Genomic DNA, 13219 nt, shown 5'->3' on the forward strand with positions numbered 1-13219 from the left:
GCTTACTTCTTGCTGCTGGTGAACTCCGGATAGGCTTCCATACCGCACTCGGAGATATCGACGCCTTCGTACTCTTCTTCTTCGCTGACGCGCAGGCCCATCACCAGTTTGATGATGCTCCACACGATCAGGCTGGAGATGAATACCCAGAGGAAGATGACTACGATGCCCAGCAACTGCGCTTTCAGAGAAGCGTCGCCGTTGGTCAGGCAGACAGCCAGCAGACCCCAGATACCGACCACACCGTGAACGGAGATGGCACCGACCGGATCGTCGATCTTCAGTTTGTCCAGAGCCAGGACAGAGAAGACTACGATCACACCACCCACCGCACCGATCAGCGTCGCCTGCAGACCACCGGGGGTCAGCGGCTCGGCAGTGATGGCAACCAGGCCAGCCAGTGCGCCGTTCAGCGCCATGGTCAGGTCAGCCTTGCCGAACAGGATGCGTGCAACCACCAGACCGGCAATCAGACCACCAGCAGCAGCAGCGTTGGTGTTCAGGAAGATTTGCGCAACCGCGTTGGCATCGGAGATGTTGGACACCACCAACTGCGAACCACCGTTGAAGCCGAACCAGCCCAGCCAGAGGATGAACATACCCAGGGTAGCCAGCGGCAGGTTGGCACCAGGGATGGCGCTGATCTGACCGTTGGAACCATACTTGCCCTTACGAGCGCCCAGCAGCAGAACACCAGCCAGAGCCGCAGTCGCACCGGTCAGGTGAACCACGCCGGAACCGGCAAAGTCCAGGAAGCCCGCTTCGTTCAGGAAGCCACCGCCCCATTTCCAGAAGCCCTGGATCGGGTAGATGAAGCCAGTCATGATCACGGCGAACACCAGGAAGGCGAACAGCTTCATGCGCTCGGCCACGGCACCGGAAACGATGGACATGGCAGTGGCGACGAAGACCACCTGGAAGAAGAAGTCCGATGCCACCGAGTAGTAAGGTGCATCATCGCCACCAGCGAGGACGTCTTCAACGGTATTTTCAGCACCGATCAGTACGCCAAAGCTCGGGAAGATGCCGCCTTCCGGGCTGGAATACATGATGTGGTAACCGATCAGCAGGTACATGGTGCACGCGACAGCGTACAGGGCCACGTTCTTGGTGAGGATTTCAGTGGTGTTCTTGGCGCGAACCAGACCGGCTTCGAGCATGGCAAAACCTGCTGCCATCCACATGACCAGCGCGCCGCAAACCAGAAAGTAGAATGTATCAAGTGCGTACTTGATTTGTACGATGTCTTCCATTTTAAGCCCCCCATATAGGCTTGTTTACTGCATTCTGTGAAAGAGCGTGCTCTTAGATAGCGTCGGTATCGGTTTCACCGGTACGGATGCGGATGGCCTGCTCGAGGTTGACCACGAAGATCTTGCCGTCGCCGATCTTGCCGGTGTTGGCTGCCTTGGTGATGGACTCGATAACGCGATCCAGCATGTCGTCGCCGATGGCTACGTCGATTTTTACCTTGGGCAGGAAGTCCACAACGTACTCCGCGCCGCGATAAAGTTCGGTGTGACCCTTCTGCCGGCCAAAACCCTTGACCTCAGTCACAGTGATGCCCTGCACGCCAATCTCGGACAAGGCTTCGCGCACGTCGTCCAGTTTGAAGGGCTTGATTACAGCCGTTACTAGTTTCATTTTGATACTCCCGTGGTAATGGACTGCCCTGGGGGACAGGACAAGTCTATGCCGAGTTAGAGGCTTTTAGAAACGGACAATCCAAAAGTGCTGTCGCAGTAGTCAGAATCACCCGCAAGGCCGGTACTTTCATCCGGGCCCATATCGCTATCGGCATAAAGCAGGTCCGTGGCGCTCGGAGCGATGGCCGAAATAGCCAGGGTCAAACGCTTCATTGTTATGCTCCTGATGTGATTCATCACTGTTCTGGCTGCAAACTGAGGCGTGCCCTGAATCAGGCATACCTCGACTGTCAGCTGAGGGACACATTGCAGAAAGCCTGCCAGTTTTGTTTTTTTGTTTAAAAACAGTCACTTGAAAAATACGACCAATCAAATAACCAAGCCACAACAGTCCCTATGCACCAGTGTAGTGCGCAGTTGTGGTGCGTGCGCGCCATCAACGCACAATCAGGGCGCGCGTTTCGATCTGCGTGCACTCGGTGCTACACTGCGAGACCAACGCGGGCACAAGCCCGCTGCACGTCAACCACTGCCGCAGGTAGCCGGAATGTTGCATAAACTCGTGATAGACGCCGTGAGCAGCCAGGCCAGCAAGCTGCTGATGAGTGAAAAAGGCCTGCCCGCACCGGATGTTGAAAAGCACCTCAAGGCGATGTTGCAAAGCGCGCTCAGCAAGCTGGATGTGGTCAGCCGCGATGAGTTCGAAACCCAGCAGGCCGTTCTGCTGCGTACCCGCGAGCGTCTGGAAGCACTTGAAGCGCGCGTGGCCGAAATGGAACAGCAAAACCAATAATCCCAAGCGCCTGATTCCGGCTGTATCAGGCACACCACGTTGACGATCAAGGAGTGATCATGTCACTGGCGATAGTCCACAGCCGCGCCCGCCTGGGCATTCAGGCTCCCCCTGTCAGCGTTGAAGTACACCTGGCCAATGGCATGCCCAGCCTGACCCTGGTCGGCCTGCCGGAAACCGCCGTACGCGAAAGCAAAGACCGCGTGCGCAGTGCCCTGCAGAACGCCCAGCTCGACTTTCCCAGCCTCAAGCGCATCACCATCAATCTTGCCCCCGCCGATCTGCCTAAAGAGGGCGGCCGCTTCGACCTGGCCATCGCCCTGGGCCTGCTGGCCGCCAGCGGGCAGATACCCGGCGACGCGCTGGCCGAGTGCGAATGTATTGGCGAGCTGGCCCTGTCCGGCGAACTCCGTCCGGTGCAGGGCGTGCTGCCGGTTGCCCTGGCGTGCCGCGAGGCAGGCCGCACATTGATACTGCCGCGCGCCAACGCCGCCGAAGCCGCACTGGTAAAGGGCGTCGAGCTGATCGCGGCCGACCACCTGCTGGCACTGTGTGAGCACCTGCGCAACGAGCAACCGCTGCCAGCCCTCGCCCCACCGCCGCCAAGTCCAGCGCCCAAGGTGGCCGAACTGGCAGATGTGCAAGGACAGCAGCAGGCCAAGCGGGCGCTCATCGTCGCCGCCAGCGGCGGGCACAACCTGTTGCTGTTTGGCCCACCCGGTACCGGCAAGACCCTGCTCGCCAGCCGCCTCCCGGGCATACTGCCGCCGCTGCAGGAGCAGGAGGCGCTGGAGGTCGCAGCCATTCAATCGGTATGCGACCGCACGCCCCTGACCGCGTGGCCGGGTCGACCCTTTCGTGCGCCTCATCATGGTGCGTCAGCCGCAGCATTGGTCGGCGGCGGCAGCCAGCCGCGCCCCGGTGAGATCAGCCAGGCACACAACGGCGTACTCTTCTTGGATGAGCTGCCCGAGTTCGACCGCAAGGTACTGGAGATGCTGCGCGAGCCGCTGGAGTCGGGCTGCATTCATATTGCTCGCGCACGCGAGCAACTGACCTTCCCTGCGCGCTTTCAGTTGATCGCCGCCATGAACCCCTGCCCGTGCGGCTTTCAGGGTGACCCCAGCGCGCGCTGCCGCTGCACCCCGGAACAGGTGCAGCGCTACCGCAGCAAGCTCTCAGGCCCGCTGCTGGACCGCATTGACCTGCACCTGGCGATGCACAACGAACCCTTCTCAATGGGCGCCGAACACAGCCGTGGGGTACCGGATACCCTCACTGCCGCTGCCCAGGTTCTTGCAGCACGGCAACGTCAGGCAGCCCGTCAGCAGGGGCTCAACGCGCATCTGGGTCTGGATGGCATCCGCGAGCACTGCGCCCTGGAAGATGCAGACGCCGGTTGGTTGGAGCAAGCCATCACCCGCCTCGGGCTGTCTCGCCGGGCCAGCCACCGCAGCCTGAAAGTCGCCAGGACGCTGGCGGATCTTGCCGGAGAGGCGCGTATCAGTCGCGCTCACCTGGCCGAAGCGCTGCAGTATCGCCAACTCGATCGCCAGCCCGGTCACTGACTCAGAGCGCCGCCTGCTGGCCCGGCTGGTCTGCCGCCAGGCGCGATTACCCTGCACTGCAGGTGAGCATCGCTTGCGAAATAACTACCGCAGCGATGCCCGCAGCGCAGGAAGGCGCTCGGCCACCGGGCATAGCATCGGGGAAAAAGGGATAGGCGGCACTGGCAGGGTGCGCCAGTTGCACTATAGTGGAACCCAGCGGGGCGGCGTCGGTTTTGAATAGCATGGCGCCAGCAAAGTCGATAGTCGCCTCGCTATTACCAACCCCTGCCAACGTATCTCAGCTGATCAGCGTCGAGACCTTGTTGCTGGTCTTCAAGGCTTCATCTCGCCCCATGCTGTAGGCATCCATGAAGTAGCACAGCTCATCGAAGCTCAACGCCGGACTGATGAAATACCCCTGCACCTGCTCACAGCCAAGGCTGCGCAGCACTTCAAGCTGTTCACGCTGCTCGACGCCCTCCGCGACCACCTCCAGTCCCAGGCTGTGGCCCATATCGATCATCGCCCCCACCAACTGACGGTCGGCAGTACGTTCGGCAATGCCCTTGACGAAGCTGCGGTCAATCTTCAGCAGATTGATCGGCAAGCTGTGCAGGTGAACAAAGGACGAAAAGCCCGTACCAAAGTCGTCCAGCGAGAAGCGCACACCCAGACCGGTCATGCCATCCATGGTCATCAGCACCTGCTCGGGCTGCTGCATGACCGCGGTTTCGGTCAGCTCGAACTCCAACCAGTGCGGATCAATGCCGGTACGCTCCAGCAAGCGTTTGACCGTCGACAACAGGCGGCTGTCCTGAAACTGACGGAACGACATATTGACCGCGATATGCACCGGCGGCGTGCCCATTTTCTGCAGCCGCGCCAGGTCGTGACAGGCCCGTGCGATAACCCAATAGCCCATGGGCACAATCAGCCCGGTCTCTTCCGCTAGCGGGATAAATTCGTTCGGCCCGAGCAGACCGCGCTCCGGATGGCGCCAGCGGATCAGCCCCTCCAGCCCGACAATGTTGCCGGTACTCAACTCGACGCGCGGCTGGTAATGCAGCTCAAACTCGCTGCGGCGCAGCGCCTGTCGTAGCGCCGACTCAAACTCGATCAGGCTGTGCGCCTGCAGATTGATGCGCTCATCATAGAAATGGAAGTTACAGCCGCGCTGCCCCTTGGCCTGCAGCATCGCCAGATTCGCGTGCAGCAACAGGCTGTCTACCGTCTGCCCACCCTCGGGATAGGTGGCAATACCCACACTGCAGCCCAACAGCAGCCCTTCGCGATTGACGGTAAAAGGCTCGGCCATTTCGTTGGTCACTTTCTGCGCGATCTGCAGCAGATTGCTGGCCGTGGTGTAGTCCTCAATCACCAGGGCAAATTCATCGCTGCCCATGCGGCCGATGGTATCGGTATTGCGCAGCACGCTGCGCAGGCGTGAAACCACCTCACAGATGATGTCATCGCCGGCGCTGTGGCCCAGTGTGTCGTTAACGTGGCGGAAGTTGTCGAGGTCGATGAAAAACACCGCCAGAGGCTGGTTGGTACGCAGCGCACGGCGCATGCCCTGTTTGAGCCGATCCTGAAACATCTGGCGGTTGCAGGTGCCGGTCAGAGCGTCATAGCTGGCGGCGTGATCGAGCGCCGAGCGCAGCCGGTGACGCTCGATCGCATACTGAAAACAGCGGATGATTTCACTGCTGCTGGATTGGTCCCAGAGGGTATCGTGACGGCCGTTGCCAATACCGGAAAAGTCCGGCTCGTTGGCGAGATGAATCACCGGTACGCCACAATCGGCCAGCAACGCCAGGTTTTCGGCACGTGCCAGTACGGCCTGCACCTCACCCCGATTGATCTCGGTCTGCAGAGCGTGCCAGCTTTCCTGACGCTCGAGCACAAAGAGGCTGCTTTTCACGGCAGATAGCCGCCGGCACAGCTGCACAAAGGCGCCGTGGTCACTATCAAGTAGCACTATTCGCTGCGTTGGACTATCCGCGCTCAACTTAGCGATCCCCCAAGGATCAAAACAAATTCCGAATCAATCGGCGCCGACTCCCAATCGTCAGCGCCACCTCAACCCATTGCTATCTATATGATTTATTTCGGGTCTTGCTCACGCCAGGCGACTAGTCGCGCCCGTTCGCAAAAGATTCAGAACGCCTCAAACAATAAGTTTCTTTTAAATTTAGTTATATACAACGCTTTTATAAAGCCAGTTATAGCGAAATTCTTGCCATTAACCAAGCCTAGCGTTTGGCTACTACCAGGGCAGTTGAGCAAAAACTGCTACTATTGCCCACCCCCAGCGCAGGAGAAGCCGACCAGTGGCAAGCCTCAACCCCCGTCAACAGGAAGCCGTCGAATACATCAGCGGGCCGCTGCTGGTTCTGGCTGGCGCGGGCAGCGGCAAAACCAGCGTGATCACCCGCAAGATCGCCTATCTGGTGAAGGAATGCGGCATTCGCGCGCAACACATCATCGCCGTGACTTTTACCAACAAGGCCGCGCGCGAGATGAAGGCGCGGGTTGGCCAACTGATCAAGGGCCCAGACGCGCGCGGCCTGACGGTGTCGACCTTCCATAACCTGGGCCTGAACATTATCCGCAAGGAGCATCAACGCCTTGGCTTCAAGCCCGGCTTCTCGATCTTTGATCAGCAGGACGCCCTTGCGCTGATTACCGACCTGATGCGCCGCGACTACGGCGCCGATGATGGCATCGACGGCATTCAGGCGAAGATATCCTCCTGGAAGAATGACCTGATCCTGCCCGACGAGGCCATGGCGCTAGCCAAAACGCCACAGGACCAGACCGCCGCCAGCGTCTACATCCACTACCAGCGCACACTCAAGGCCTACAACGCGGTCGACTTCGACGACCTGATCCTGATCCCGGTGGTGCTGTTTCGCGACAACCCAGACATTCTGGAGAAGTGGCAATTTCGCATCCGTTATATGCTGGTCGACGAATATCAGGACACCAACGCCAGCCAATATCTGCTGGTCAAGATGCTGGTAGGCCAGCAGGCGCGCTTTACCGTGGTGGGCGACGACGACCAATCGATCTACGCCTGGCGCGGCGCGCGGCCAGAAAACCTGGCACAGCTGAAGGACGACTTTCCTGCGCTCAAGGTAGTGATGCTGGAGCAGAACTACCGCTCCACCAGCCGCATCCTGCGCGCCGCCAACACGCTGATCGCCAACAACCCGCACGTGTTCGAGAAACAGCTCTGGAGCGAGCTGGGCTATGGCGAGCCGCTGCGCGTGATCCGCTGCCGCAATGAGGAGGCGGAAGCCGAGCGTGTAGCGGTGGAAATTCAAAACCAGCACTTGCAGCACAAGCGCGCGTGGCGCGACTTTGCCATCCTTTATCGCGGCAATCATCAAGCGCGGCTGATCGAACTCAAGCTGCAGCATCATCAGGTGCCTTACCACCTCTCCGGCGGCACCAGTTTCTTCGCCCGGCAGGAAGTAAAAGACCTGATGTCCTACTTCCGCTTGCTGGTAAACCAGGATGACGACAACGCCCTGCTGCGCGTGATCAATGTGCCGCGCCGCGAGATCGGCCCCGCCACGCTGGAAAAGCTTGGCACCTACGCCAACGAGCGCGGCGTCAGCATGTATCAGGCCTGCACCGAAACCGGCCTGAGCGAGCGCCTGGATAGCCGCTATAGCGAGAAACTGCAACGCTTCATCCACTGGATGGATGGCGTGCGCATGCGCTGCGCCAAGGAAGACCCAATCGACGCACTGCGTCAGATGATTCTCGACCTGGACTATGAAAACTGGATCCGCCAGAACTGCTCCAGCGACGAGATCGCCGCCAAGCGCATGGGCAACGTCTGGTTTCTGCTCGACTCGCTCAAGAGCATTGTCGAGAAAGACGAAAGCGGCGAAACCAGCATCGAAGATGCCATCGCCAAACTGGTGCTGCGCGACATGCTGGAGCGCCAGGAGGAAGAAGAGGACAACGACCGCGTGCAGCTAATGACCCTGCATGCTTCCAAGGGGCTGGAATATCCGCACGTGTTCATCATGGGCATGGAAGAAGAGATACTGCCACACCGCTCCAGCATCGAAGCCGACAGCGTGGAAGAGGAGCGACGCCTGGCGTATGTGGGCATCACCCGCGCACGCAAGACGCTGTGCTTTACCTTCGCCGCCAAACGCCGCCAGTTTGGCGAAGTGTTCGACTGCCTGCCTAGCCGGTTTCTGGAGGAAATTCCCTCTGAGGATCTGGAGTGGGAAGGCACCGAAGAAGCACCCGCAGCAGAAAAGCAGGCCCGCGGCCAGGCGGCACTGTCCAACCTGCGCGGACTGCTCAAAGGCTCCTGAGCCAGAAAGCAAAACGCCCCGCACAGGGCGGGGCGTTCATTGCAGCGTGACAGCTTGGATCAGAGACCGGACATTTCCTTGATCGCCGCCAGCAGCTCTTCGTCGGAGCAGTCGCCACAGGTACCCTTCGGCGGCATCGAATTCAGACCGGCAATCGCATTTTTCAGCAGCTCATCAAGATCACCGCCGTGACGCGCACTCCAGGCTGCAGTATCACCGACCTTGGGCGCGCCCAGCACACCGGTGCCGTGACAGGCGGAGCAGAACTTGCCGACCACGTCGGCACCGGAGCGCGAACCACCACCGGCAGCAGCGCCACCGCCAGCCACTTCTTCGGCGCAAGGGTCGCCTACCAGACACACTTCACCATAGGGCTTGAGACGCTCGGCGATGGCCTCTTCGTTGGCCGTTGCTGCAAAGGCGTTACCAGCCACCACAACCAGCATGGCCGCCGAGGCCAGCAGAATCTTTCTCAAAGTCATCACCTTATGCATCCTCATCATGGCTATAAGAGTCGCGCCCAAGTACATTGCCCGGACAATGTGCGCGAGTATACCGGGAAACCCGCAAGCGACAAAATAGCCAATGCCCACAACCCGCGCAGAACACCGCGGCGAATCACCGCACAAACATGGACGCCGGCAAATTCAATGCGTATCATTGCGGCGCTGAAACCCGCCCTGCCAAAGCATGGCCGAGCGTTTCACAACACGCACCCGTAGCTCAGCTGGATAGAGTACCGCCCTCCGAAGGCGGGGGTCACAGGTTCGAATCCTGTCGGGTGCGCCACACAAAGCAAAAGGCCCAGCAACTGCTGGGCCTTTTGCTTTGTGTGGTTTACCGGACGGCAGATTCGAACCTGTCGTTCGACAAATCGCACCGCGATTTGGGCGGAGCAGAGCGGCGGGGCAGCGCCCCAAGAATCGCCAAAGCGATTCGCAGCCAATCCTGTCTCGCTTGGACCACACTAACGCCACAGCGCACCTTCAGCCATACACGTCCTTCCAGCAACCGCTGGGCCTTTTGCTTTGTGTGGTTTACCGGACGGCAGATTCGAACCTGTCGTTCGACAAATCACACCGCGATTTGGGCGCAGCAGAGCGACGGGGCAGCGCCCCAAGAATCGCCAAAGCGATTCGCAGCCAATCCTGTTGCCTCAACCCAGCGCCACATGCACTGCACAGCGCGCAGGCACATGACCTGCTATGTACCTTTGCATACTTTGTTCGGCTGTTTACGGCAAACGTTCAACGGATGGCATCAACTTGGCGGCCGTCAGTCCTTAATCACCGCCACTTCGGGCAGACACTCAAAGCCTGGCCGGGCCAACAGGTAACCCTGCATCAGATCGACGCCCGCCGCGCGCAGCCACAGATACTCTTCGCGGGTTTCAATGCCTTCGGCCAGCGGCGTGATATTCAGGCTGCGCAGCATGGCCAGGCAGTGGCTGACGATCTGCTGGCGGGTCTGATCGCGGTCGATATTGCGGATCAGGCCCATGTCCAGCTTGATGATGTCGGTCTGAAAGTCGGCCAGCAGGTTTAGCCCCGAATAGCCGGAACCGAAGTCATCCAGCGCCGTCTTGAAGCCCAGCGCCTGGTAATACTCGACGATACCCTTGATGTTGGTGCTGTCTTCGATCTTCTCGACCTCGGTGAACTCAAACATGATGCGTTCGGTCGGAAAGCCGTGCTCCTTGGCGGCCTCGAAGGTGGTGCGAATACACAGCTCCGGGCGGTAGATGGCATTGGGCAGAAAGTTGATGCTGAGCATCGAGTCAATGCCCAGCTGCGCCGCCAGCGCGATGGCCTTGATGCGACACAGCTGGTCAAAGGCATAACGGTTGCTTTCGTTTACCTGCGAGATGATCGAGTAGGCCGATTCGTTATTGAGGCCACGCACCAGCGCTTCATAACCAAACACACTGCCGTCGGCGCAATTGACTATGGGTTGAAAGGCCATCGAGAAATCGAAGCCCAGCTCCGCAGTATCCGCGCAGTGGCTGCAGGGCGGTGTTTCACCGCGGGTCTTATCGCCTTGCATTTGGGCCCTCCCAAAGACATACCAAAAATTTATCAAACTGGTGCCCACGCTGTGCCCCTGCTGCAGAAAGCATGCGTCACCTCCTTAGGCAGGCACTGGAGATCCAGCGCACGGCGAGGAGTTTCACCTCTGCCCCCTGACCCTGAGACACGCCCGGAACCCACACAGCAGTACCCGGTCAAATTGTCGAAGCGGTAAACCGCCTACGCAAGCGTTAAAAGCTTTCGGAAATCAAGCGGTTTTATAGCCTGATATTCAAAAAAAACGCAGCCTTTCAGTGGATGATACAGGGCTAGACTAGACTGTATGCTGTGTCAGCGTCTAGGACAGACAACAGGTGGAAACAATGCGGTTGAACACAGAAGAAGCTTCGCCGGTCGTACTGATCGTGGACGATCAGCCTAGTAATATTCGAGTACTGCGCGAAGCCGTCAAGGATTTGGGAGACATCCACTTTGCCACTTCAGGCGCCTCAGCAATAGCCTTGGCTAAGCAACTGCTGCCCGACCTTATTCTGCTGGATATCGAAATGCCAGGCATGGACGGCTACGCGGTATGCAGCGAGATCAAAAGCCAGCCGGCGCTGACCGAGACCGCCATCATTTTTGTCACTGCGCACGACCGGGAGGAGCATGAGCTACAGGCCCTGGCATTCGGCGGTGTGGACTTTGTCCAAAAACCATTGAATGTGCCGGTTGCCCGGGCCCGGGTCAAAACCCACCTGGCATTGCGTCATGAAGCTAAACAACGCGCCGCAGCACACCGTGATCTGGAGGACGTTATCCATAACCTGCCAGCGTTCATTGCCTATTGGGACGAAGGCAGCCGAAACCTGCTGTGCAACGACAAAGTCGGCCTCTGGTTTAATGTCACTGCCGATAGCGCCAAAGGCATGCATCTCGAAGAATTCATGGGCCAGGCTTACGCTGCGGTAGTGCCGCATTTGGAGGCTGCGCAGCAAACCGGCATTGCGCAACTTTTTGATCTGGAGATCGACCTCGGTGACGCTTCCTACCGCTATGCCCAGGCATCACTGGTCCCGCGTTTCGACGGCAGTACTTACTTTGGCTGCCTGATGCTGCTGGCAGATGTAACCGAGCGAAAAATTGCAGAAAGACAGCTATTTGCAGAAAAGGAACGTATACGGGTAACCCTAAACTCTATCGGTGATGCGGTCATTGCGACCGACGCGCAAGGCATTATCACCTTTATGAATCCCATCGCTGAAACACTGACCGAGTGGCGTGCCGCAAGTGCCGTAGGCCGACCCATAGAAGAGGTCATGCCGCTGCAGGATGGCAGCGACGCAAGAGAGCTGCGAAACCCAATCTATCTTGCTTTGGAACAGCAGCGTGTAGTGGGCATGGCGCTCAACTGCAAACTGGTTCGGCCGGGCGGCCAGGCTCTAGAAGTAGAAGACTCCGCTGCCCCCATCCGTGATGAAAGCGGGCGTATTACCGGCGCTATCGTGGTCTTTCATGACGTCAGTGAAGCTAGAGCCATGGCAATCAAAATGACCCACTTGGCGAACCACGACGCACTGACCAACCTGCCCAACAGAATGCTGCTACAAGACCGGGCAGAACAAGCGCTGCAACAGGCCCGCCGGCAAGAGCTGAGGGTAGCCCTGCTGCTGTTCGATATCGATAACTTCAAGATGATCAACGACAGCCGAGGGCATCGGGTAGGCGATGAGTTGATCATTCAGGCAGCACACCGTTTACTCAACGCATGCAGTTCGGTTGATACCGTTAGCCGTCAGGGTGGCGATGAGTTCATTATCCTGCTGCCTGAAGTCACCACCGTCGAATACGTTGTAGAAATCGCCAACCGCCTGCGGGAGACTATCGCCTCCGAGTTTCAGATATTCGGCGAATCTTACTCGCTCACAACCAGCGTGGGCATCAGCCTGTACCCAGATGACAGCAACGACATCGAGGACCTGTACCGGCATGCCGACTCGGCTATGTATCAGGCTAAACAGGAGGGAAAAAACCGCTACCGGTTTTTCTCCCAGGACGTCGAAGAAAGCTCCCGTACCCGACATGAACTTGAACAGGGCATGCGCCATGCATTGAATGAGGGCGCCTTTGCGGTGCATTACCAGGCCAAAGTCGACTCCGCAGCCGCCCACATATATGGTGCAGAGGCTTTGGTACGTTGGAAAAGGCCCGATGGTGTGCAGATGTCACCGGCCGAATTCATTCCGCTGGCCGAAGAGCTGGGACTAATCATTCCGCTCGGCCGCTTCGTACTGCAAACCGCCTGCAGGGATGCGCAACAGTGGCGCGCGCGCGGCTATAACCTGTGCGTAAGTGTGAATATCTCCGCCATTCAATTCCAGGAGCCTGACTTTTTCGACATGGTGGTCTCTAGCCTAGCCGAGGCCCACCTGCCCAGCCATCTGCTTGAGCTGGAGATAACCGAAGGGGTGCTGGCACGCGACGCTGCTTCTGCGGTCGCACTGTTGGAAAAGCTCAGAACGGCCGGCATCCGCGTCGCCATCGATGATTTTGGCACCGGCTACTCAAGCCTTTCCTACCTGAAAAATTTTCCAATCGACGTGTTGAAAATAGATCAGAGCTTTGTGAAAGACATGCTCACCGATGAAAGCGACACGGCGATCATCACTGCCATCATCACCCTGGGAAAAACGCTAGGCATGGAGCTGATTGCCGAAGGCGTAGAGACGCAGCAGCAAGTGGATTACTTGCTCAGCAAAGGCTGTCACTTGGTTCAGGGCTACTTTTACAGTCGCCCCACCCATTTTGAGCAGTTTTGTGACCTGCTGGAACACGGCATCGGCTAGCCGAGCGCCGCCCACAGGGCACCTCACCCACTAAGGTA

The 13219-nt window shown here is 58.7% G+C and carries 10 protein-coding genes and 1 tRNA gene; 5 read left to right on the forward strand and 6 right to left on the reverse strand.

Features of this window, described 5'->3' with window-relative positions; translation table 11 throughout:
• Positions 1-2 precede the first annotated feature (2 nt).
• From BLU26_RS10655 to BLU26_RS18585, 3 genes are read right to left on the reverse strand one after another with little or no spacing between them, the layout of a single operon-like run.
• Complete coding sequence (locus tag BLU26_RS10655) at positions 3-1253, reverse strand: ammonium transporter (RefSeq protein ID WP_092286482.1); 1251 nt, start codon at positions 1251-1253, stop codon at positions 3-5.
• A gap of 52 nt (positions 1254-1305) precedes the next feature.
• Positions 1306-1644, reverse strand: coding sequence for a P-II family nitrogen regulator (gene glnK, locus BLU26_RS10660; protein WP_092286485.1), 339 nt, complete (start codon positions 1642-1644; stop codon positions 1306-1308).
• Positions 1645-1700: 56 nt separating this feature from the next.
• Positions 1701-1859, reverse strand: a complete 159-nt coding sequence (locus BLU26_RS18585) for a hypothetical protein (protein WP_157719352.1) — start codon at positions 1857-1859, stop codon at positions 1701-1703.
• 334 nt (positions 1860-2193) lie between these two features.
• On the opposite strand from BLU26_RS18585, the gene BLU26_RS10665 reads away from it, so the two are divergent.
• Complete coding sequence (locus BLU26_RS10665; RefSeq protein ID WP_092286487.1) at positions 2194-2439, forward strand: accessory factor UbiK family protein; 246 nt, start codon at positions 2194-2196, stop codon at positions 2437-2439.
• Positions 2440-2498: 59 nt separating this feature from the next.
• Positions 2499-4007: a YifB family Mg chelatase-like AAA ATPase gene (locus BLU26_RS10670; RefSeq protein WP_092286489.1), complete on the forward strand. Its 1509-nt coding sequence runs from the start codon at positions 2499-2501 to the stop codon at positions 4005-4007.
• Between the two features lie 280 nt (positions 4008-4287).
• Here the strand turns inward: BLU26_RS10670 and BLU26_RS10675 are convergent, their stop codons facing one another.
• Positions 4288-5967 (reverse strand): putative bifunctional diguanylate cyclase/phosphodiesterase, encoded by a 1680-nt coding sequence (locus tag BLU26_RS10675; RefSeq protein WP_157719353.1) that lies wholly within the window; start codon positions 5965-5967, stop codon positions 4288-4290.
• 352 nt (positions 5968-6319) lie between these two features.
• Between BLU26_RS10675 and rep the strand changes: the two genes are divergently transcribed.
• Positions 6320-8329 (forward strand): DNA helicase Rep, encoded by a 2010-nt coding sequence (gene rep / locus BLU26_RS10680; protein ID WP_092286493.1) that lies wholly within the window; start codon positions 6320-6322, stop codon positions 8327-8329.
• Between the two features lie 59 nt (positions 8330-8388).
• Here the strand turns inward: rep and BLU26_RS10685 are convergent, their stop codons facing one another.
• Entirely contained in the window at positions 8389-8814 is a 426-nt protein-coding gene (locus BLU26_RS10685) for a c-type cytochrome (protein ID WP_092288450.1), read from the reverse strand.
• A gap of 227 nt (positions 8815-9041) precedes the next feature.
• Here BLU26_RS10685 and BLU26_RS10690 point away from each other — a divergent pair.
• Positions 9042-9118: transfer RNA gene (locus BLU26_RS10690), tRNA-Arg, on the forward strand.
• Between the two features lie 486 nt (positions 9119-9604).
• Here BLU26_RS10690 and BLU26_RS10695 read toward each other — a convergent pair.
• Positions 9605-10372, reverse strand: a complete 768-nt coding sequence (locus BLU26_RS10695; protein ID WP_092286495.1) for an EAL domain-containing protein — start codon at positions 10370-10372, stop codon at positions 9605-9607.
• 346 nt (positions 10373-10718) lie between these two features.
• Here BLU26_RS10695 and BLU26_RS10700 point away from each other — a divergent pair, with 346 nt between their 5' ends.
• On the forward strand, positions 10719-13181 hold the full coding sequence (locus BLU26_RS10700) for a two-component system response regulator (RefSeq protein ID WP_092286497.1): 2463 nt from the start codon (positions 10719-10721) through the stop codon (positions 13179-13181).
• The last annotated feature ends 38 nt before the right edge of the window (positions 13182-13219 follow it).

It is taken from the genome of Halopseudomonas sabulinigri (assembly GCF_900105255.1).
Taxonomy (GTDB): Bacteria; Pseudomonadota; Gammaproteobacteria; order Pseudomonadales; family Pseudomonadaceae; genus Halopseudomonas; species Halopseudomonas sabulinigri.